The sequence below is a fragment of the Lacticaseibacillus pantheris DSM 15945 = JCM 12539 = NBRC 106106 genome (genome assembly GCF_001311175.1).
Classification (GTDB): Bacteria; Bacillota; Bacilli; order Lactobacillales; family Lactobacillaceae; genus Lacticaseibacillus; species Lacticaseibacillus pantheris.
Genome location: NZ_BBAI01000022.1, coordinates 1 through 22600, shown reverse-complemented (window position 1 = coordinate 22600; position 22600 = coordinate 1). Strand labels below are relative to the sequence as shown.

The following is a 22600-nucleotide window of genomic DNA, read 5'->3' as shown; positions in this document are numbered from 1 at the left end:
AATTACTCGCTTTCTGAAGGTGCTTGGGGCGTTGCCGCCAGCAAAGCATCCAGTTCGTTAAAAATCTGGTCGATTTCGGCCTGATCCGCGGCTTTGGCCCCGCTCGCCAGTGGGTGCCCACCACCATTGTGGGCGCGCGCAATGTCGTTAATCACGGCACCCTTGGACCGCAGGCTCACCCGGTAGTTACCCTCGGGCTGCTCGGTGCACATGGCCCACGCGCGAATCTCGTTAAGGCGACCGGCGGAACCAACTGCGGCCTGGTACTGATCGGCGGCGATCCCGAGGTGCTGGAGGTCAGCCTGGCTAATGACCACGACGGCGGCCCCGTTCGGGCTAACGCGCATGTGGTGCTCGTCAATCGCCAGCCCCTGCAGGCGCGCCTGACCAAGCGTAACCTCGTTCATCTTTTGGTTAACTGCGGACGGGTCAAAGTCAAAGCCGTACAGCAAGGCCACATCGCGCAGGGTGTGCGCAGTGGTGTTGTTGTACATGAACCGCCCGGGTGTCACCCACGATGCCGGCATACAGCCAGCGGGCGGCGTCATTGTCGAGCTTCAATTGTCCGTCACCGTGCGTGACTAAGTCAACCAGCAGTTCACTGGTACTGGAAGCGTCGGGCGCTACCCAGGCCAGGTCGCCGTACGGATCGTCATTAGGGTGGTGGTCAATCTTAATTAGTTGCGTGCCCTGGTCAAAGCGGTCATCGTCAATGCGTGGCGTATCGGCGGTATCGACGACGATTACCAGTGCGTCTTTGTAATCTGCATCGGTCACCTCGTCCATCGTGGCCAACCAGGACAGGCTAGGACTATCGGCGCCGGTCACCTGTACGCGCTTGTCGGGAAAGCTAGCCTTGATGATGGCGGCCAAGCCGCATTGCGAGCCAAAGGCGTCGGGGTCGGGACGTTGGTGCCGGTGGATAATAATGTGGTCGGCGGCCGCGATAGCCGCAACAATATCTTCTTGAATCATTCTGTTGCCTCCGTGCTTCTAAATTCACCATTAGTGATTATAACATGCCAGAGGGCGAAGCTGACCGGTTAGAAGCCAGAGCGTAACGATAGCTAGGCGGAAAGCCCGGGTTTGGCTTTGTGCCTAGCTATCGTTACAGGGCTAATCTAACTGACCGGGTTGTGTTGGCGGCGTGGCTCCGGTGGATGGTGGCCCGTTTGTGGCCGAAGCTGCGAGCCTCACGCTCTCGCCGTGCCGGCTACCGCGAATCTGCTAGCCCGGGAAACCCACCCGGTCTACCAGATTTGATTCTGTACGTCGCTCCGCTTCCTACAGAACTACGGGCCTGCAGCCGCCACAAACGGGCCACCATCCCCCTGCACCACACCACCAACACAACCCTAGATTTGCGATGCCACATACACACATAACTACCCACACTGTGCAGGATGAACAACGCAAAAAGTTACTGAACCAACTATCAAAGACTCTCGCCAGCATAATCTTCGAAATTGTTAACTTGCGTATACACTATCCGCAAAATGTTCTTACCAGTGTAATCCTACGAACCACTAAATATATTTCATGTCCGTTCAGCGATTTGGCAGAATAATTACAAACGATGCTTTCGTAACCGCAGGAGGGTCTGGTTTCACAACGAATAACCAACTTCAGTGTGCATACACATAGACCTGCTACTGATTAAGGTCAACACCGACAACTTTAGCTAATGTTGAGCGCCATCCAAATATATTTGGCCAACTCCAAGTGCGGGAACCCGCGGGTGGTCTTTGGGACGGAGGCGTCGTGCCCGGAGCCGTAGTTGCTGCGACCCCAGAGCGCTGTAGGAACGGAGTGACGTACAGCGGCAAATTATGGAGACAAAGTGGGTTCCTTTGGCTCCATAATTCGTGGCAGCCCGGCACGGGCTGGAGCGTGCGGGTGTAGCAACCTACGGCGTAGGGCACGTAAGCCGTAGTCCCAAAGGCCACCCGCGTGTTCGTCACCACCCAACCTTCGCCTACCTGAGCGGTAAGTCGACATTTTCGAACGTCAGCGGCACCAACCTGTGATGGTGATGCCGACAAGCCGCAACGACGCGCTAGTGTCCGTTTCTTCATTATAAAGTGTCCACGCCGCATCCAGGATATCATCGGCATCCACAAAGTACCGCTCCCGTGTCATCCGCCGCGTTTGCGTGTTGAAGTCTACGTCGCGTACCTTCAAGACAACCGTCGTTCCGTGCCGCTGCTTCTTACGCAGCTCCGCACTAACTTTGCCAGCCAGCATCGTCAACTCCTGGCGGACGGCAGCCGAGCTTTGCAACGGCGGGTTGTAGGTCCGTTCCTTACCAATCGACTTACGTTCCTTAACCTCAATCGGGTGGTTATCAATGCCGCGAGCGTGTAACGCCAGCATGAACCCGGCCTTACCAAACTCACGCTGCAACATCCCCGGGTCGGCCGCCAATAAATCTGCGCCCGTCTCGATGCCCAGTGCTTGCAGCCGGGGGAGCGTCTTTTTGCCCACACCACGAAACTTGCCGATTGGCTGTGGTGCCAAAATTCCTGCGCCATCCCCGGCGTCACCACCGTGCGCCCACCCGGCTTATTGAATTCCGAGGCCATTTTGGCCAAGAACCGGTTGTACGACACCCCAATAGCACACGTCAATCGCGTCTGCCGCTCAATGGTCTGCTGCAGCCACAAAGCCAGCGCGATGGTCGTGGGAAAATGCGTGTTGTTCGTCACGTCCAAATAGGCCTCGTCCAACGCAATTGGTTCGATGAGGTCCGTCACCTGGTGAAAAATATCGTGGATTTGGTCGGAAACGGCGTGATACTTTTCAAAGTCGGGGTCCTTAAATACCAACAAACGGCGTGGCACCTTGCGTACCGCCTCGATTGCGGGCATGGCCGAATTAACCCCATACTGTCGCGCCACGTAATTGGCGGTGGTAATCACCCCTTTGCCCCCGGTTTGCCGCGGGTCGTGGGCAATCACCAGCGCGCGGGTGCGCAAAGACGGGTCGTCACGCATCTCAATGGATGCATAGAAGGCGTCCATATCAACGTGAATAATTTTACGACTAGTATCATTAGGAATCTGCAACCGGAATAACGGTGTCAATACGGACGCCCCCTCTCTACCGAACATATTTTCGCACATGTCCAGCGTGGTGGCAATCGACTTTGCCGGTGCCCCATACCCCAACAACCCGGTCGATTCATAGCAAAGGCGCACCCCGAGTTATCGAGGTACGCCCAACCAAATCAGCACATTAGCGGCTGCGGGCTGATTCCCGCACCAGAATATCGTCAATCACTTGTTGCAATGACACACCAGCCATCGTCGACTCAGCCTGGCGTTGCACATCGTCGTAGATACCATTCAACGTATCCTGAATGTTGCCCCCAACAATACAACGCGGGTTCGTCTTGTCATCAACGTGCAGTAACCGCTGATTTCCTTCGATTGCCCGGTACACATCCAGCAACGAAATATCCGCGGCGGGTCGGGCCAGCCGGGGTGCGACGACCCCTGGGTGGGTCTCCAGCAAGCCTGCCTTAACCAAAGCAGCCATTAACCGCCGCACCAAGCTGGGATTGGACTCAATACTATTGGCAATTGCCGCGCTCGATAAGTCACCGTCCTGGTAAATCGATACGTAGGCCAGGATGTGCACCCCATCACTCAACTTGTGTGAATACTTCATTAGCTTAACCCCTAATAATAAATTTCTAACTAATCATAATATATCTTTGCCTAATCACCAACTACGTCGCGAATTGCGTCCTCAATTGGGGTGAGTTCGTGGCCCAGAACGTCCTGCAAATCCGTCGAATCAACGTCCAACTGACCGTCGCGAATGAGCGTCTGGAATGAGGTGATTAACTGTGCAGTCGGTTCATCAAGTCCGGCCTGCTGCAAGCCTGCACTGTAGGCTTCATCATCCACAGACAGAACGTCGAAGTCCCCCTGAGTTGCGTCGGCCAAATCTTTGTACGTCCGGGCTGGCCCCGCAAACTCATACTGTGTCCGTGGCTGGTCCATGGCCAACACGTCAGCCGCCGCCTCCGCGTACTCCCGCTCGAGCGCCCACCCGGCTTTGCCCGCTGCCGCCGAATAAACGAACGGCCGGCCAGCGTGCGCGTGCCGCAGCGTGCTACTCTCATTCTCCAAGTACCAGTTGTTGCGGAGGAAGGAATAGTCCAAGCCGGAGTCGCGGATGTAGTCTTCCGTGACGCGGTGATCCGCCGCCAACGCTGCAGTCGAGCGATCCGCCCGTGGGAAGCTCGTGTACGCCACAAAACTTACCCCTGCGGCCTTTGCCGCATCAATGACGTTACGGTGCTGCTGCTCGCGCGGAACCGGGCCGCCTGGCTGTGATGAAATGAGTAGCAGTCGGTCCACTCCCTGCAAAGAGGTGGTCAGCTGATCGACATCATCGTAATTACCCGGTCGTACCGTCACCCCGGCTGGCACCAGCTTCTTGGCCCGCTCCACGTTGCGCGCCAAAGCCACCACATTCTCGGACCCAACTAATTCCACCAACCGCTTGACCGCAGTCCGACCAAAGCGTCCCGTCACACCCGTTAATGCATAAGTAGTCATATTCGTACCTCCATATTTAGCCTAAGCTGTTACTTTAACTTTAACTTGCAATATTTATTGTAACAGGCTTTGCTATTCTGTCAACCGACAACGTAACGGACCGCCGCAGTTAACGGAGACTGCCAGAGTACATTTGCCCGTCTACCCGCCCGCAGCCAGCTTAACGGGGACAACAAAATAACCGTCACAACTGATCCGGCTAGCACTGCTAGCACGAAACGCTGCGACGGTAATTAAAGCTCAAATTGCGATGTGATTTGTGGCTGCTAGACCCGTTCACGGCTGTAGTGCCGCTCGCCCATGTGCAGGACCTGCGTGAGGCCAAAGGTCAGGACGAAGTAAATACATGCGGTCACAATCAACGGCAGGAACGCCTCAAACGACGCACCCTGCACCACGGAAGTCTGGAAGGTCAATTCCCCGACCCCGATGACGGACACCACGGACCCTTCCTTGATGACGGACACAAATTCGTTACCCAAAGCAGGCAGGATGGTGCGCAACGCCTGTGGCAACACCACCAACTGCATGGTCTGCCGGCCGGATAGACCCAGCGAGCGGGAGGCTTCACCCTGCCCCACTGGGACCGCGTTCAGACCCGACCGAATGATTTCGGCCACGTACGCTCCAGAGTTCAGGAACATGGCAATGGCACCCGAAACAAATCCCGATACGTTCAACCCAATAATTTGCGTACCAAAGTAGACGATGAACACCTGAATTAGTAACGGCGTTCCCCGCACAAATTCAATGTAGACGTTAGCAATCGCCTTGACGATCCATACCCGGGACCGCTTCATCATGGCCAACAGCGTACCGAGGACAAAGCCAACGGTCACCCCAATTACGGCCAACGCCAAAGTGTACTCGGTGCCCTTCACGAAGTACGGGGCGTACTTATGGAAGAAGGACTCTTTTTGCACCATCTGCTTCATGGCGGCGTTACGCCACTTGGTGATGGGTTTCCCAATGACCTCTTTGTGCAAAATCTGGTTCAGTTTAGCCTTGAGTACCGGCGAGTTCTTCGGCAGTACAATCGCGGACTCACCGCCACCCCCTGGTATCTTGACCGGAGCCGTCGCAAACTTATCCGACTCCAACTCGTAGGACTTAGCGGTCGTGGTCGGGACCACGATGCCGTCCAACTTACCCTGACTCAACTGCGCGGCCTCGTCGGTGACCTTCTTCAAGGACGTCACCGTGGCACCGTGCAAATACTTCTTGGCCTGGTCTTCCTGAATGGTGGTAATCTGCGCGCCAATCTTGGCACCCTGGAAGTCATTGAGGGATTGGTACTTCTTGGCGTCCTGCTTCTGTACCAACACCACGTTGGGGTCGTTGAAATATACGTCAGTAAAATCGACCTTCTTCTCCCGTTCCGCGGTTGGCGTAATTCCGGAGACCACGATGTCAACTTTGCCCGACTCCAGCGCGGACAGCAACGCGTCGTTACTCATTTCGACGAGCTTGAGCTTGACGCCCAGCCGCTTGGCTAGGAGCTTATCCATCGTGACATCGAAACCAACAATCTGGTCCTTGCCACCAGCCGTAGAGTGGAACTCGTACGGAGCGTAATCCGGCGATAGCCCGACACGCAGTACGCCCGACTGCTTGACTTTGGTCCAAGTACCATCAGTGGTCGCCGCGTGGGTCAACTGCCGGGGCATGATTGTGACCGCGCAGACTACCAGCGCGGCGGCAACAAGCCCATACACCCACGCTTTAACTTTATCCCACCGTTGCACTTGCATAGGCATCCCCCAATAGTTGTTTTCCCGCCGCCACTTGTTGGCGCACCGAGTCAAAGCCGGTGCCACCAAGTGACTGGCGGCGTTCAACGGCCGCCACCGGATCCAGGTCGTGGTAAACATCGTCGCCGATTAACGCGCTGGCAGATTGCAAAGTCGCCAGGGACATGTCCTGCAACGGCGTGTTGGTCTGAATACCCTGTAGCACCAGCTGCCCCACGATGGCGTGCGCCTGCCGGAACGGCAGGCCCTTGGCTGCGAGGTAGTCGGCCAACTCGGTCGCGTTACTGAAGTCAGCTTTGACCGCGTTGTGCATGTTGTCCGCCTTAATGTGCACGGTCGACAGCATCCCCGTCATCACGTGGAGTGAACCCATGATGGTCGTGGTGGCGTCAAAGACCCCTTCTTTGTCCTCCTGCATGTCCTTGTTGTAGGCCAGCGGCAGGCCCTTCATTACCGTCAGCAGTCCCGTGAGGTCACCGTATACACGGCCGACTTTGCCCCGAATCAACTCCGCGTAATCGGGATTCTTTTTCTGCGGCATGATCGACGATCCGGTCGCGTAGGCGTCATCCATTTCGATGTATTGGTATTCATAGCTGCTCCACAGCACAAGTTCCTCGCACAGGCGGGACAGGTGCATCATCAGCACGCTGGCGTTGGTAAGGTACTCGATGGCAAAGTCGCGGTCGGAAACGGCGTCCAGCGAATTGGTATACACCTGCTGAAAGCCAAGTAGGTCGGCCGTTTCCTGCCGGTCAATGGGAAAGGTGGTCCCGGCCAGCGCGGCGGCTCCAAGTGGTGAGATGCTGGTGTGCTGCATGTTGAAGTCAAAACGTTCCACGTCGCGTTGCAACATGTTGAAGTACGCCATAAAGTAGTGACCCAAAGAAATCGGTTGGGCGTGTTGCAGGTGCGTAGTCCCAGGCAGAATGGTCTCCACGTGCGTCTCCGCGAGGTTGAGGAGGACGGTCTGGAGCTTCTTCAAGGCGGCGGTTACCTCGGGTAGACGGTGCTGAACCCAGAGGTGAAAGTCAGTCGCCACCTGATCGTTACGGGAGCGGGCGGTGTGCAACTTACCGGCAACCGCACCAATTTTAGCCGTGAGGAGGGACTCAATATTCATGTGGATGTCTTCGTTTGCTACCGTGAACTCAAGTTGACCGGCCTGCAATTCGGCGTCGAGGTCCTGGAGGCCCTGCTTAATGGTTGCCGCCTCGTCTTTGGTCACGATGCCGGTGTCACCCAGCATCGTTACGTGGGCGATGGAGCCTCGATGTCCTCGGCCGCCATAGCCTGATCAAAATCGATTGACGCGCCAAATTCCTGCGCAAATTCTGGGCTCACGGCGTTGAAACGTCCGCCCCACATCTTCTTAACTGCCATTATGGCGTCCTCCTCTGGTTCCCTATAATTTTGTGCGTAATCGCCGGTTACGGTTAAATTGCTCCGGTTATTGGGGGCACCCCGCGGCCGGCTACCAGCCTCACGCTCTCGCCGTGCCGGCTACCGCGAATCGGGGGGCCCGGGAAAACCGCCCGGTCTCCCCGATTTGATTCTGTACGGCGGCTTCGCCTTCTACAGAACTACGGGCTCGCAGCCGCCGCGGGGTGCCCCCAATAACCTCCACAATTTAACCGTAACCTACCAAGTTGTTTCGACGTTAATATGAAAGCCGCTGACATTCGTTGTCCAATCGGCGTACACCGAATACACCAGCAACCGCCGCGGGTCACCACCCAGCAACTTCCATAATCCAAACCACAACCACATAGAGTTGCCTGCACCATCTTCATGGCGTCTTACTCAATAATTTTAAACTTAATCATCAATTAACAATGGACAACGGGACCACTCAGCATCGTGGTCTGTACCCGATGCAAATAGCTACGCCATGACATTTAGTTGCCCTGCGATTTATCCGGGTTACCGTCCATCAAGCGCCAATAGCACAATCAAATTCCTAGTCAGGAAGCCGTACTGTCGGCGTGTGGTGTGGGGCCGAATGTGGAGGTAACTGGACGAGTTTTCGCACCCGGCCCGGTGGCGGTGTAGTTAAATGCGGAGGTATCTAGGCGGGGCATTTAGCTGCACCGCCGGCGTGCCCGGCCACGGACACCCGCCCAGTTACCGGAGCATTCGGCCCCGCACCATCCGCGCCAAGAGAACTACGCTTCCTGCGGCTTCTTGGCGGTTTTGCCGTTGACTTGGCTGTAAACGGTAGTTGGCAGGCTCCACAATTTGATGAAGCCAGCAGCCGCCTCTTGGTCAAAGGAATCGGCCGAAGTGTACGTAGCCAGATCCTCATCGTACAGCGAGTTACTTGACTTCCGGGCAACAGCCGTGGCGGTCCCCTTGTACAGCTTCATCTTGACGATACCGTTAACCACCTGCTGCGATTCGTCGATAAATGCGTTCAAAGCATCGCATAATGGTGAGAACCACAACCCGTTGTAAATCATGTTCGTCAATTGCTGTTCCACAATCGGCTTGAAGTGCGCCAGGTCACGTTCAAACGTCAGGTCTTCCAGATCCTTGTGCGCGGTCATAATCACCGCCGCGGCTGGTGCCTCGTAAATTTCACGGGACTTGATACCGACCAGACGGTTTTCAATGTGGTCAATCCGACCAATGCCATGGGCACCCGCAATACCGTTCAGCTTCAAGATCAATTGGTACAGCGGCAACTGTTCGCCGTTGATGGCTACCGGCAACCCTTTGTCAAAGGTCAATTCGAGGAATTCGGCCTCATCTGGTGCGTCTTCCGGCGCTACCGTCAGTTCGTACGCATCAGCTGGTGCCTGGTTCCACGGGTTTTCCAAAATACCGCATTCATTGGCGCGTCCCCAGAGGTTCTGGTCAATGGAGTATGGGGAGTCGAGGTTGATGGGCACCGGCACGTTGTGAGCCTTAGCGTAGTCAATTTCTTCTTCACGGGACCAGTGGAAGTCACGAATTGGGGCCTCAATGGCCATGTCTGGGTCCAACGCGTGGATGGCCGCCTCGAAGCGGACCTGGTCGTTACCCTTACCGGTCGAACCATGCGCGATAGCGGTAGCGCCAGTTTCGTGGGCAATATCAACCAGCTTTTTGATAATCAGCGGCCGGGACAAAGCTGAAACCAATGGGTACTCGCCTTCGTACAACGCGTTGGCCTTAATCACGGGTGCCACGTATTCATCGGCGAATTCGGCCATGCCATCAATGGCGTAACTTTCGATGGCCCCTACCTGCAAAGCCTTAGCCTTGATAAAGTCAATATCCTTGTCCATTTCGCCAACGTTCAAATTAACGGCGATGACTTCGTAACCCTTATCCTTCAACCATGGGATTGCGACGGACGTATCCAAACCACCGGAGTAAGCTAAAACGATTTTTTTTCATGAGTAATACCTTCCTTTATTTGCGTGTATTTATTCATCAGATTGTGTATCCGGATGAGCTGATGTGAGTATCATAGCACGTTAAAATTGATAAATAAACACCTAAAATACATTTTTTTTGCATTTTTCGGCTTTTTTATCGCATTTTATTGCATATTATTCAAATAAATGTATACTAGCATCATGAATACTAAGCGCATAAACATACGTTATTATCTGTCTACACGGGTAGGCCATCTACCTTTAATAGGTATTAGCATGTGTGGTTGCCATCAATCAAAGGAGAGTAGATATATATGTACAATCAATTTCAAAACCGCTCGTTTCTAGCCGAAAAAAGACTTCACGGGGGCTGAGTTCTACACCCTGATTAAGTTTGCCGAACACCTCAAGGATTTGAAGGCCCATAACGTTGAGCATCATTACCTAGCTGGCAAGAACGTCGCCCTCCTCTTTGCCAAAACCTCCACGCGGACGCGTTCCGCATTTACCGTGGCGGCAACCGACCTGGGGGCCCACCCCGAATTTCTCGGGGCCAACGACATTCAATTGGGAAAGAAGGAGTCGCTAGCCGACACCGCCAAGATTCTTGGGAGTATGTACGATGGCATCGAGTACCGCGGCTTTGAACAAAGCACCGTTGACGCCCTCGCCCAGTATTCTGGCGTGCCCGTGTGGAACGGCCTGACCGACGATTGGCACCCCACACAAATGCTGGCCGACTTCATGACCATCGACGAAATTTTCGGCCACATCAAGGGGGTTACACTCACCTACCTGGGCGACGCCCGCAATAACGTTGCGAACTCGCTACTGGTAACCGGCGCCATGCTTGGGGCCAACATCCACCTCGTGGGTCCAAAGTCACTGCAGCCATCCGCGGCAGTACAGAAAATCGCCCAAAACTTTGCCGCACAGTCTGGCAGTCAGCTACTCATCACCGATGACCTCCAGGAGGGACTGGAGGGGAGCGATGTCCTCTACACCGATATTTGGGCGTCCATGGGTGAAGAAGACCAGTGGGCCGCGCGCATCAAACTGTTGCAACCCTACCAGCTCAATATGGCCGCGGTGCAGGCCACGCATAACCCCAACACCATCGTTATGCACGACTTGCCTGCCTTTCACGACCTGAACACCACCATGGGACAGCAAATTCACGATCAGTTCGGCCTCGATGAACTCGAAATTACCGATGAAGTGTTTAACGCCCCCTTTGCCCACCAGTTCCAACAAGCGGCCAACCGGATGCACACCATCAAAGCCGTAATGGCCGCGACCCTCGGGCACCCGTTTATCCCCACTACCATCGATCCCGCATAGGAGGTGCCTCACATGCAACGTTTTCTCGTTCTCGCCAACGGATCAGTCTATCCTGGCACCGCGTTTGGTAGTACCCAACCCGTCACCGGTGAAATCGTCTTTACCACCGGTATGACCGGCTACCAGGAAGCCATCACCGACGCCTCGTACCACCACCAAATTCTGACGTTCACGTACCCCCTCATCGGTAATTACGGCATTAATAACCACGACGACGAAGCGAACGGACCACAGGCCAGCGCTATTGTCGTGCATGAAGTCGCGCGCCACCCCAGAAATTGGCGCTGCGACCTGAGCCTCACCGACTGGGCAACAGCCAACAATCTGCCCGGAATCACGGGGGTGGATACCCGCGCCCTCACCCGGGAAATCCGTGAGGTGGGCGTCATGAACGCCGCCCTCGTGGACGAGGTTACGCCGGCCGTAATTGATAGCCTGCAAACGCCCGTGCCGGTCACGCAGCCGCAGACCGTCCCGACCATCACCACCAGTGCTGACGCGAGCCAATACCGCGTTGGTGTAATCGACTTTGGTTTGAAACGGTCGATTCTGCGCGCCCTGCATGAACGTGGCGTGCAGACCGTCACCTTCCCGCCGACAACCAGCGCCGCGGCCATCATGGCCAGCGGCGTGGACGGCGTCCTGCTGTCGAACGGCCCTGGGAACCCCACCGACCATGCGGACGTTCTGCCCACCATTCGACAACTGCAAACCCTACTACCGCTCATGGCCATTTGCCTGGGTCACCAACTGTTTGCCCTCGCCAACGGTGCCACCACTTTCAAGCTCAAGTTCGGCCACCGTGGATTTAACCACGCGGTGCGCGACCTCCAGCGCGGCACCACCGCGTTTACTTCACAAAACCACGGCTACGCGGTTGACCCGCAATCACTGGCCGGTACCCAACTGACAGTGACGCACGTGGAGATTACGGACCACACCGTCGAGGGGCTGCGGTTGCAGGACACGATGCCTTTTCCGTCCAGTTCCATCCGGACGCCACTCCAGGCCCGCACGACTACACGTACTTATTTGACGACTTCATCGCGACCATCGCCGCGCACCACCAACCACAGGAGGCGTACCATGCCCAAGCGCAATGATATCCACAAAATTTTGATTATCGCTCCGGACCCATTATTATCGGCCAGGCCGCCGAGTTTGATTATTCCGGGTCGCAGGCAGCCATCTCCCTGCGCGAAGAGGGCTATAACGTCGTGCTCGTGAACTCCAACCCGGCAACCATCATGACGGACACCGAAATGGCGGACAAAGTATACATCGAACCGTTGACGCTTACGGGCCTCAAGCCCATCTTGCGGGCCGAACACCCGGACGCCATCCTGCCAACTTTGGGTGGCCAAACCGGGTTGAACCTCGCCCGCGAGTTGGTGGGTGACGGTATCCTGGACGAACTGCATATCGAGTTGCTGGGCACCAAAATGGACGCGATTGCCACCGCGGAGGACCGGGAACTATTCAAAGAACTCATGGCGCAGCTGCACGAGCCGGTGCCCGCATCGTTAACAGTCACCACGGTCGCCGACGCCTCGCATTCGGCGATGCGACCGGCTACCCAGTGATTGTGCGCCCGGCTTACACCATGGGCGGTACTGGTGGCGGCATTGCCCACACCCACGACGAGCTCGAACAAATTGCCACCACTGGGCTTGATCTCAGTCCCGTAACCCAAGTGTTAATTGAAAAATCAATTGCGGGCTACAAAGAAATTGAGTTTGAGGTCATGCGGGATGCGGCCGATAACGCGCTGGTCGTGTGCTCCATGGAAAACGTCGACCCCGTGGGGATCCACACCGGTGATTCCATCGTGGTCGCCCCCACACAAACTTTATCCGACCAGGAATACCAAATGATGCGTGACGTCGCGCTGAAAATCATTCGCGCGTTGAAGATTGAGGGCGGCTGTAACGTCCAGATGGCGCTGGATCCCCACAGCTTCCACTACGACATCATCGAGGTGAACCCACGGGTATCACGGTCGTCCGCCCTGGCTTCCAAAGCTACCGGCTACCCCATCGCCAAAATGGCCGCCAAAATTGCGGTGGGCCTCCACCTCGACGAGATCATGAACCCCGTCACGGGCACCACGACAGCGGAGTTCGAACCCGCTTTGGATTACGCCGTCGTCAAAATTCCGCGGTGGCCGTTCGATAAATTCGCCACCGCTGACCGCACGTTGGGCACCCAAATGAAGGCCACCGGCGAAGTCATGGCGATTGGCCGCAACATCGAGGAAGCGATGAACAAGGCCGTTCGGTCACTCGAAATCGGTGTCACCGGGCTAAGCGACCTGCGCTACGCCGACATGTCGACCGATGCACTGCTGGACGCCTTGATGCCAGCGTGCGATGACCGCATTTTCATGCTGACCGAACTATTACGGCGCGGTTGCACGTTGGCGCAACTCAACGCGCGGACCGGAATCGACCAATTCTTCCTGGATAAGCTGTTGCACATTACTGAGATTGAGAGTGATTTAGCGGACCAGCCTATGTCCCCTGAACTCCTGACGACAGCCAAGCAAAACGGCTTTGCGGACGTCACCATCGCGCGGCTCGCGGGCACCACCACGGACGCGGTCCACTCTGCGCGGACGCAGGCGGACATCCAGCCGGTTTATAAGATGGTGGACACGGTCGCGGCGGAGTTCGCCTCCAAAACCCCATACTTTTACTCCACCTATGATTACAGTAACGAGTCGGAACCATTGGCACAGGAATCGGTTCTGGTGCTGGGTTCCGGCCCCATCCGCATCGGTCAGGGGGTGGAGTTCGACTACGCCACGGTGCACGCCGCGGAAACGATCCGCAAAGCCGGTTACGCGGCGATTATCATCAACTCCAACCCCGAAACGGTGTCCACCGATTTCTCGGTGTCGGACAAGTTGTACTTTGAGCCCCTCACCTTTGAGGACGTAATGAACGTCATTGAACTGGAGCACCCCATCGGCGTCGTCGTCCAGTTTGGTGGACAGACCGCCATCAACCTTGCACAGTCACTGCACGATGCCGGCGTGAACATCCTCGGCACCACGCTGACCGACCTCAACCGTGCGGAGGACCGGGAGGAGTTCAACCAGGTCATCCAGCGGCTACACCTCCCACAGCCGGCCGGCAAGACGGCGATGACCACAACGGAGGCCATCGATGCTGCCAACACTTTGGGCTACCCCGTACTGATTCGGCCGTCATACGTACTCGGGGGCCGGGGGATGGAAGTCGTCCATTCGGAGGCCGAACTCCGTGACTACATCGACCGCGCCGTGAAGATATCGAACCACCACCCCGTGCTGATCGACTCCTACCTCCAGGGGCAGGAGGCCGAGCTGGACCTCATCAGTGACGGAGAAACGGTCATCATCCCGGGCATCATGCAGCACATCGAGCGCGCGGGAATCCACTCGGGCGACTCGATGGCAGTATACCCGCCGCAAAGTTTGAGTAGTAGCGTGCAGGAAGCCATGGTCAACGACGCCACGGAACTCGCCCACGCGCTGGGCACGGTTGGCATCATGAACGTCCAGTTCGTGATCCACAAGGATACCCCCTACGTGATTGAGGTTAACCCCCGTGCATCGCGGACGGTACCGTTTATCTCCAAAGTAGCCCACGTACCCATGACGCAACTCGCCACGCGGGCATGCTGGGCGAAAGCCTGGCGGCACTCGGCTATCACAGCGGCTTGGTCAAGCCGGACACTGCCATCCACGTGAAGGCACCAGTGTTCTCGTTCACGAAGTTGCCCGGAGTCGACCCGCTAGTCGGCCCGGAAATGAAGTCCACCGGTGAAGTGATGGGCAGTGCGTCCAGCTTCCCGGAGGCCATCGCCAAGGCCTTTGCCGGCGCCAAGCTCACCGTGCCACCAACCGGAACGGTTCTGCTCAATAGCGATCCCCGCCAGTACCAAGAGCTCGCCCCACTGGCGCAATCCTTGCTGGGGATGCATTACACCGTGACGGCGGATCCAGCGACGGCCGCTGGTTTAACTCAAAGTGGCGTTCCGGTGACCGCGGTGGCCAACCCCACCGCGACTTTGGGTAGCACCACCGCCTTGGTCGTCAGCACCGCACCGGTGACGGACGCAGCCGCGGTCGCGCTCCGTGCCCACACGTTGGGGCAACAGCTACCGCTCATGACGGCGCTGGACACGTTGCACGCCTGGATTATGGCACACGCGCACGTAGAGGTGTAAACGTAAATAGTCGGCTTCAACCGTGAATGCAACCACGAGTTGAGGCCGATTTTTGTGTATATTGACATTAGTGGGTAAGCGCTTTATTCTGAATATGTAATTACATATTATAAAGGGGCGAAAACTGATGACTAAATATACGCTTGATGATTTTGCACGCATGATTGACCACACGAACCTGCACGCAGACGCCACCCGTGCGGACATGATCAAGTTATGTGCCGAGGCTAAGGAGTACCACTTCAAAATGGTCGCCATTAACCAGGTACAATCCGCGCTTTGTGCCAAGCAGTTGCGGGGCACCGATATTGACACGGGGGCGGCCATTGCCTTTCCACTGGGCCAAACCAGTATTGCGGCCAAAGTCTTCGAGGCCCAGGATGCGATGGCCCACGGCGCAAACGAAATTGACTACGTTCTGAACATCACGGCCCTGAAAGACGGCGACGATAACTATATTGAGGACGAAATGACGGCAATGGTGCGGGCGTGCCACGAACACGAGGTGCCATGCAAAGTCATCTTTGAAAACTGCTACCTCACAAAGGACGAGATTCGGCGCGCAGCAACGATTGCGGGGCGGGTACGGCCGGACTTCATCAAGACCTCCACGGGTTTTGGAACCGGCGGCGCGACGGTCGAGGATGTCCGCCTGATGAAGTCCACGGTGGGTGACGCCGTGCAGGTCAAAGCCGCAGGTGGTATTCGCAATTCCGACGACTTCCTCGCCATGATCCGCGCGGGGGCTACGCGGATTGGAACTAGTGCGGGCGTGCACATCATCAATGCGCTCCGCGACCGCATGCTCACCGACCACGTCACCACCATCAGCCTTGAACAAGACTGATGGTGGTGCTGGGAGGGAGAGTTGACTGACTACGCCTTGGTGGGACATTCCACGGTGACCGCTGCTAGGGCGAAACCTCCAACCGCAAATAACGCGGTTTCCGGTGCGAATTAAAGCCTGCCGACAAAAAGCGTCGTCAGTCTTTAATCTCGTCGCGCTGTACGTCGCCCTTGGCTCCTACAGCGGTACCCCCTAACAGCGGTCACCGTTCCAGTCCCAGTCAGCTCCGTCAGCCAACTCTCCCTCCCGGCACTCGCCACATCGTAATTGAAGCGGTCTGGTGTAATTCAAAACTAGGTTAGTTGGCGCGGGGTGACGTAGGTAGCTAGCGTTGAATCCCTGGCGGCTGCAGGCCCGTAGTTCTGTTGGAGCGTAGCGACGTACAGAATCAAATGGTGGAAATCGAGCCGTTTTTGCTCGAGTTCCACCATTCGCGGGAGGCCGGTACGGCCGGAGCGTGAGGCTCGTAGCTCCGGCCAGGGATTCAACGCTAGCTACCGGAGTCACCCCACGCCAACTAACCGAGGGAATTCCACCAAAGGCGCAGTCTGCCAACCGACTCACCCAGCACAACACACCACCCATGCTATACTGGTAGGCAAAGAACCACGGAGGTATAGCTTTGACACAACCGAAATACCAGGTAATTGAGCAAACACTGCGCGCCCGCATCACCGACGGCACTATCCCGAAGGTAGCATCATCCCCAAAGAGGTCGACCTCGCCGCCGAGTTTGCCGTGAGTCGGCCCACCATCGCCAGGCAATCCGGATTTTGGTCAACCAAGGATTACTGGAACGGAAACAACACCGCGGTACCCTCGTCCGGCAAAGTAAGATTGCCCAACAATTCACCCATGTCATTCAAAGCTATAACCAAGAAATCGCCGCCAACGGTCGCTGTAGCCGAACCGATGTGCTCGGGCTCTACACCCAACTGGCAACGCCCGAAGTGCAACAGGCCCTGCACCTACCGGATGATGCCCAAGTGTACCGCCTCGTGCGCCTCCGTTTTGCCGACGATGAGCCGTCGTTCTGGTGACCTCGTACCTACAGTGACACCTTTGCCCGGACTCGACCAGGTCGACTTTGCCCGCCAGTCACTCTACACCGAGCTAGAACACCGCCACCTCGGTATTACCAGCGTGAACCGCAAACTCGAAGTGGTCGCCGCCGATCCCGATACGGCTGCCAGCCTCCAAGTCGCGCCCGGCAGCCCTACATTTTACTTCCACACGCTGGGTCAGGTCAGCGACGGGCGTGTCCTTGAGTACTCCATCGCCCAATATCGCGGTGACAACAACTACTTTACTTTCAACATTGCGCGTACATAATGCGGCAACACGAAGGCCGTCCCCATTGCTGGAGACGGCCATCTTTGTGTTGCTAAATATTCACACGTCCGCGATAACGCGCGGCCGCAAAGTTGTACAGCGGGGTGTTCAACGGCACGAACTCCACCGCCTCCTTGAACGGTACCGACAACATCGCGTCGTCCGCGCCCTGCGCGAGCTTGACCGCCCACGTGGGATCGTACAAAAGTTGCTGGCCGACCGCCACCATCTCGGCATCCTGCAGCACGTTGTTCACGTCCTGCCGGGTGCGGACTCCGCCAACACCAATCAGCGGTAGCTTACCCTGCAACGCCTCGTGCACGTACGCGATAATTGGCCGGTCCTGATAGTCATCACTGCGCGCCACCCGGTCGTAACTGTTCAACGAGATGTGCACGTAATCCAGCCGGCTATCCCGCAGCTGGCCCAACAACCACAGCGTGTCATCAAATCGAATCCCTGGTTCCTCAAATTCCTCTGGAGAAACCCGGTAGCCCACCACGAACGATCGATCGGCGTACTGGTCAACCGCGGCAAAGACGCTGTCGAGCACCTCACCGATAAAACGGTACCGACCCGACACATCGCCACCATATTCGTCCGTACGGCGGTTGGAATGCGGTGAGAAGAACTGTTGCAACAAGTACGTATTGGCACCGTGTAGCTCGACACCGTCAAAGCCGGCCTGGATGGCGCGGCGAGTCGCATCGCCAAATGCTCGCACCGTAGCGTGGATCTCCGCAATGGTCATGGCCCGCGGCGTCTCCGCCCCCGGACGCGGCGCCGCAACGGCACTAGCCGACACGGTTTGTTCACCGGACAAAGTGGCCCTGTTGGTCATCCTACCCGCGTGGAATATCTGCACGAACGCCTTCGTGCCCCGCGCGTGGATAGCGCTCGCTAACTCAGTAAGTTCTGGAATCATAGTGTCATGGGCAATAGATAATTCGCCCTGCCAACCCTTACCACCATCCTGCACGTTCGCCGCGCCGGTAATGATGGCCCCAAGACCCGTGGCCCGGTCAGCATAATACTCGATCTCGCCGCGCGTCACGGTGCCATTAAAGAAGCTTTGTTCCGTCGTCATGGGCGACATCACCAAACGATTACGCAAAGTTACACCAGACTTCAACTCAATACTGTCATCAAAATTAGTCAACCTGTACTCCCTTCAGTGCCCGTACCGCCGCAATCCCGACACCATGTGCTGATTGCGGGTTCTGTCCCGTAATCAGCTGTCCATCAACCACGACGTTCTCGGTATAGGCGTCCGCCTTCGTGTAAACGGCTCCGGCGTCTTTGAGGGCGTCTTCAGCTAAGAATGGCACGGCGTCAGTCAACTGGTTGAGGGCCTCTTCCTCGTTGGTAAAACCAGTGAGGTGCTTACCCACAATCAAGTTGTCACCGTCAGCGTCCTTAATTGCCAGCAAGCCCACCACACCATGGCAGACGGCAGTAACCAAACCACCACGCTTGTAGATGGATTGAGCAATTGCGGCCACCGCCGTGCTTTGCGGAAAGTCCCACATCACACCGTGGCCGCCAGCATAGTAGATTAGGTCGTAGTCGTCGGGATTAACCTGATCCGGCCGCAGGGAACGTGCCAACGCGCGTTCGCGGTAATCATTGTCCCCATAGAATTGCCAATTCGTATCGTCCATAGCGTCAGTTGCCAACGAACCAGGATCGAGCGGCACGTAACCACCGTTAGGACTCATATAGTCCACATCAATACCATTGTCCGACATAACGGCGTGGAAGTGGGTCGCCTCACTCAACCATACCCCGGTGGCCCGGTTAATCCCCTCAAACCGTGCCGTATTAGTCACAACAATCAAAGCTTTTGTCATCACTCAAACCCCTTTTTACGTTAGTATTTGTTAACACATATTCGAGTATGACTGCATACTAAAAGTAAGTCAAATGTATAAACTCGGCAAAACGCATAACAGCGGCATTTGCGTAGCAATTCTTTTTACACACCATTACCATTCCATATTGGCATTTCAAAAAAAAGTCGCTAGGTTTAAAACGGATGGTGCAGACCAAACGGCACTACAAAAAGGGTGCCACGTCTCAACGTAGCACCCATTCATCCATATTTTCAATTAATCGTTCGCCGAACCATCCCAGCTCCAACTGTCGCCGTACTTCGCCAGCAGGTCATCCGAGGCAGATGGCCCCATGGAACCAGACTCGTAAGTTGCATGTCCGGACTGGCATCCCACGCTTCACGAATCTTGTCCACGTACTGCCAGGTAGCCTTGAGTTCATGCCAGCGCGTAAAGTTGGTTTGGTTGCCCGCCAAGGCATCCTGAATCAGGTGCTCGTAGGCCTCCGGTGCGTTGGCAATCTCGTTGGCGGTGTGACGGAAGTTCAACGGGAACTGCCCCACGTGGTAATCCTGGCCTAACTGCTTGCTGTTGACCACCAGTCGGTACCCCTCCTCGGGCTCGACAAAGATGGTCAAGGAGTTGCCGCTCAAATCTGGGCAACCCACCGGCGCAAAGATGTTGTGCTCAGTCGGCTTGAAGTTCACCGTAATCTGCGTGGACTTGCGCGTCATGTGCTTCCCGGTCCGCACGTAGAACGGTACGCCGGTCCACGCGGAGTCGGTCAGCTCAATCCGCCCGGCCACGAAGGTCTCCGTCTTTGAGTCAGCCGCCACGCCGTCCTCCTGCACGTAGTCGCGCTGGTCGGGCGTATCGCCAACATACTGGCCGCGTACAAAGTTGTCTGCTGCCTGCGCAGTCGTCAACGGCTTCAGCGATTCCAGAATACTCCGCTTTGCTTGGTGCACCGCTGCGGGGGTCAACGATTCTGGTTCGGGCATTGCCACGTAAGCGATGAGCTGCATGATGTGGTTTTGCACCATATCGCGTAGCGCCCCGGCCGTTTCGTAGTAGCCCGCTCGTTCTTCAACCCCAACGGCTTCGGCGAGCGTAATCTGAACGTTATCCACGTAGTCGCGGTTCCAAATTGGCTTAAATACGGGGTTACCAAAGCGAATGGCCATCAACGACTGCACCATTTCTTTGCCTAAATAGTGGTCAATCCGGTAAATCTGGTCCTCATCGAACGCAGAATTGATCGAATCGTTCAATTCCTTGGCGCTATCAAAATCGTGGCCAAACGGCTTCTCGATCACGAGTCGGTTGTAGCCGCTCGCAGACAACAATTGCTCCGACCGGATGTGGCTGGCAATAATGCCGAAGAACTGTGGTGCCATCGCCATGTAGAACAACCGGTTCCCGCCAGCGCTGTACTTGTCGTCGAGCTGGGCCGACAGCTTACGGAGCGTGACGTAGTGGTCGGCATCAGTGACGTCATGACTTTGGTAGTAGAAGTGGCTGGCAAAGGCGTGTACCGAATCGGACACGGCCCCGGCTTCGCTTCAAGCTGGTCGCGATGACGTCACGGTAGTACTCGTTAGTCCACGGACGCCGTGCGGTGCCAATGACAGCAAAGTGGTCGTGCAGAATGCCGTGCCGGTACAGTTGGAATAATGCCGGGTACAGCTTGCGCCGCGCCAAGTCGCCGGAACCACCAAAAATTGTAATTACACTTGCTTGTTCTTGAGTCATTATGCATGCCCTTCCTAAGTCGCGTTACTTGTTAGCTGCAATAATCTCTGGGCTGGTAATAAAGATGCCCTGTGCAAATTCAGACTTGACCATCACCACTTTGCCCGTACGGGACACCCGAAGCGTGATGCCGCCGTTACTATTGTCGACGGCCAGTACTTCGTCATTCAGCTTGATGTCAATCACGCTGAGAAAGTCGAGGAGGTTGGACTCGTCCATTACGCGTTCAACCGTGGCTTTTGCTCCCGGCTGCAGGTCGGCCAGCGGGGTCGTACTTTGGTGTACATAATTCCCGTTGGCATCCGGAATCACGCCACCATGCGGGCAGGTCTTCGGTCGCTTGAGGAAATAATCCAAGCGGTTAGCCATATCGTCCGTCGTGGCGTGCTCCAGTAATTCAGCCTCGCTATGCAGTGCGTCATACGGATAAAGTAGCTGGGTCATCAGGAACACTTCCCAAAGGCGGTGGTTACGCACCAACTTTGCTGCCGCCAGCCGACCGCTATCAGTCAGCTGAATGCGTGATACGGTGTGTGGGTGACGAGCCGAGCTTCTTCCAACTTGTCCACCATCTCCGTCACGGACGCCGCAGCCACGCCAATGGCCGCCCCCACCTGCTTGTTGGCGACTTTGTGTTCGTCGCCACCCAGCTCGAGAATGATCTTTAAATAGTCTTCTTTGTTCGGTGTCATGCCCTGTCTATCTCCATTTTTATCCATAGTCCCATTATGCACGAATTGTAAGAAAAAGACACGTTTTGCGCTCGATTTATGGCACGTAATTCGTCCGGTCGTGGCGGTGGCGGTTCTGGCCGGTGGGGGTGCCGTGGGGTACTGCGACTTGGTGGACCGCTCCACGGTGACCGCTGCTAGTGGCTGATCGTACTGACGTGGTGGCTCCGGTTGAGCGGCTGGTCCCCGCGACCGGCTACGTGCCTCACGCTCACGCCCGTACCGGGCTACCGCGAATTGCCCTAGCCCGAGAAAACCACTCGGTCTAGCCAATTTGATTCTGTAAGTCATAACTGTCAGTAGGCGCTAAAGCACCAACTGACATTAATTCCAACAGAACTACGGGCATGCAGCCGTCACGGGGACCAGCCGCTCAACCTCCACCACCACGTCAGTACGACCAACGGTAGATGTTCACCGTGACGATTACAAAACGACTCACAACCATTCCAACTGTAGAACAGCTTCAGACAAATCCGTAGTGCGTACTCAGATAACGGTACAGTCCATACCAATACCAGTTTGGTCGAGCAACGCATGATGACGGTCTCGTTGTTACGTAGATTAGAGTTCACGAGCTGTCGGTAATCCGCTGGCCGTCTTTGGGAAGGAGACATCGTACTGGCAACGTAATTGCAACAGCAGCGAGAGGCCGCGTCGGTCGGGCCGGTGAGCGGAGGCGTGTGGGGGTCGGAGAGGTAACCACTGCCAGGGGGTACCGCCGTAGGAACGCAGTGACGTACGGCACGACGAATTCTGAGACTGACCGGTGGGTTTCCGGGCAGGCTCAGAATCGCGGCGGAAACGCGCCCGCACTTGGCGGGTTGGAGCCTTCGCCCTAGCTGTGGTTACCTCGGAGCACCCCACGAAAG

The 22600-nt window shown here is 56.3% G+C and carries 11 protein-coding genes and 7 pseudogenes; 6 read left to right on the top strand and 12 right to left on the bottom strand.

The features are described from left to right. Positions 1–2: 2 nt before the first annotated feature. The 7 genes and pseudogenes from JCM12539_RS15570 to JCM12539_RS07900 form a co-directional block, all read right to left on the bottom strand. Positions 3–975, bottom strand: a pseudogene (locus JCM12539_RS15570) (DHH family phosphoesterase). A gap of 1000 nt (positions 976–1975) precedes the next feature. Next, positions 1976–3110: pseudogene (gene dinB / locus JCM12539_RS07925) on the bottom strand (DNA polymerase IV). 124 nt (positions 3111–3234) lie between these two features. Then, positions 3235–3669 carry an Rrf2 family transcriptional regulator gene (locus JCM12539_RS07920; protein WP_054650523.1) on the bottom strand — a complete coding sequence of 145 codons (435 nt, stop codon included), beginning with the start codon at positions 3667–3669 and terminating at the stop codon, positions 3235–3237. A 50-nt stretch (positions 3670–3719) separates the two neighbouring features. Beyond that, positions 3720–4568, bottom strand: a complete 849-nt coding sequence (locus tag JCM12539_RS07915) for an NAD(P)H-binding protein (RefSeq protein ID WP_054650521.1) — start codon at positions 4566–4568, stop codon at positions 3720–3722. Positions 4569–4834: 266 nt separating this feature from the next. After that, the gene (locus JCM12539_RS07910) at positions 4835–6319 is read right to left on the bottom strand and encodes an ABC transporter substrate-binding protein/permease (RefSeq protein ID WP_054650519.1); all 1485 of its coding nucleotides are present in this window, start codon (positions 6317–6319) and stop codon (positions 4835–4837) included. Further along, a pseudogene (argH, locus tag JCM12539_RS07905) lies at positions 6297–7702 on the bottom strand (argininosuccinate lyase). Before argH ends, JCM12539_RS07910 begins: the two are co-directional and overlap by 23 nt. A gap of 782 nt (positions 7703–8484) precedes the next feature. Next, positions 8485–9690 carry an argininosuccinate synthase gene (locus JCM12539_RS07900; RefSeq protein WP_054650516.1) on the bottom strand — a complete coding sequence of 402 codons (1206 nt, stop codon included), beginning with the start codon at positions 9688–9690 and terminating at the stop codon, positions 8485–8487. A 305-nt stretch (positions 9691–9995) separates the two neighbouring features. On the opposite strand from JCM12539_RS07900, the pseudogene argF reads away from it, so the two are divergent. The 6 genes and pseudogenes from argF to JCM12539_RS15210 all read left to right on the top strand — a co-directional run bounded on the left by argF (position 9996) and on the right by JCM12539_RS15210 (position 17413). Continuing rightward, positions 9996–11022, top strand: a pseudogene (argF, locus tag JCM12539_RS07895) (ornithine carbamoyltransferase). A 12-nt stretch (positions 11023–11034) separates the two neighbouring features. After that, positions 11035–12125 (top strand): annotated as a pseudogene (locus tag JCM12539_RS07890) (carbamoyl phosphate synthase small subunit). Continuing rightward, positions 12109–15234 (top strand): annotated as a pseudogene (gene carB, locus JCM12539_RS07885) (carbamoyl-phosphate synthase large subunit). The pseudogenes JCM12539_RS07890 and carB overlap by 17 nt, the downstream one beginning before the upstream one ends. 127 nt (positions 15235–15361) lie before the next feature. Further along, complete coding sequence (gene deoC / locus JCM12539_RS07880) at positions 15362–16081, top strand: deoxyribose-phosphate aldolase (protein WP_054650514.1); 720 nt, start codon at positions 15362–15364, stop codon at positions 16079–16081. Between the two features lie 773 nt (positions 16082–16854). Next, positions 16855–17121 (top strand): UTRA domain-containing protein, encoded by a 267-nt coding sequence (locus tag JCM12539_RS15215; protein ID WP_369396086.1) that lies wholly within the window; start codon positions 16855–16857, stop codon positions 17119–17121. Next, positions 17102–17413, top strand: coding sequence for a UTRA domain-containing protein (locus JCM12539_RS15210; RefSeq protein ID WP_369396085.1), 312 nt, complete (start codon positions 17102–17104; stop codon positions 17411–17413). The genes JCM12539_RS15215 and JCM12539_RS15210 overlap by 20 nt, the downstream gene beginning before the upstream one ends. A gap of 52 nt (positions 17414–17465) precedes the next feature. On the opposite strand, the gene JCM12539_RS07870 is transcribed toward JCM12539_RS15210, so the two are convergent. The 5 genes and pseudogenes from JCM12539_RS07870 to JCM12539_RS14140 all read right to left on the bottom strand — a co-directional run bounded on the left by JCM12539_RS07870 (position 17466) and on the right by JCM12539_RS14140 (position 21689). Next, on the bottom strand, positions 17466–18572 hold the full coding sequence (locus JCM12539_RS07870; protein ID WP_054650512.1) for an NADH-dependent flavin oxidoreductase: 1107 nt from the start codon (positions 18570–18572) through the stop codon (positions 17466–17468). After that, on the bottom strand, positions 18565–19263 hold the full coding sequence (locus JCM12539_RS07865; RefSeq protein WP_054650510.1) for a type 1 glutamine amidotransferase domain-containing protein: 699 nt from the start codon (positions 19261–19263) through the stop codon (positions 18565–18567). The genes JCM12539_RS07870 and JCM12539_RS07865 overlap by 8 nt, the downstream gene beginning before the upstream one ends. A gap of 258 nt (positions 19264–19521) precedes the next feature. After that, positions 19522–20997 (bottom strand): annotated as a pseudogene (zwf, locus tag JCM12539_RS07860) (glucose-6-phosphate dehydrogenase). A gap of 24 nt (positions 20998–21021) precedes the next feature. Beyond that, positions 21022–21474 (bottom strand): metal-dependent transcriptional regulator, encoded by a 453-nt coding sequence (locus JCM12539_RS07855; RefSeq protein WP_263849773.1) that lies wholly within the window; start codon positions 21472–21474, stop codon positions 21022–21024. A gap of 32 nt (positions 21475–21506) precedes the next feature. Beyond that, complete coding sequence (locus JCM12539_RS14140) at positions 21507–21689, bottom strand: helix-turn-helix domain-containing protein (RefSeq protein WP_225350306.1); 183 nt, start codon at positions 21687–21689, stop codon at positions 21507–21509. Between the last annotated feature and the right edge of the window lie 911 nt (positions 21690–22600).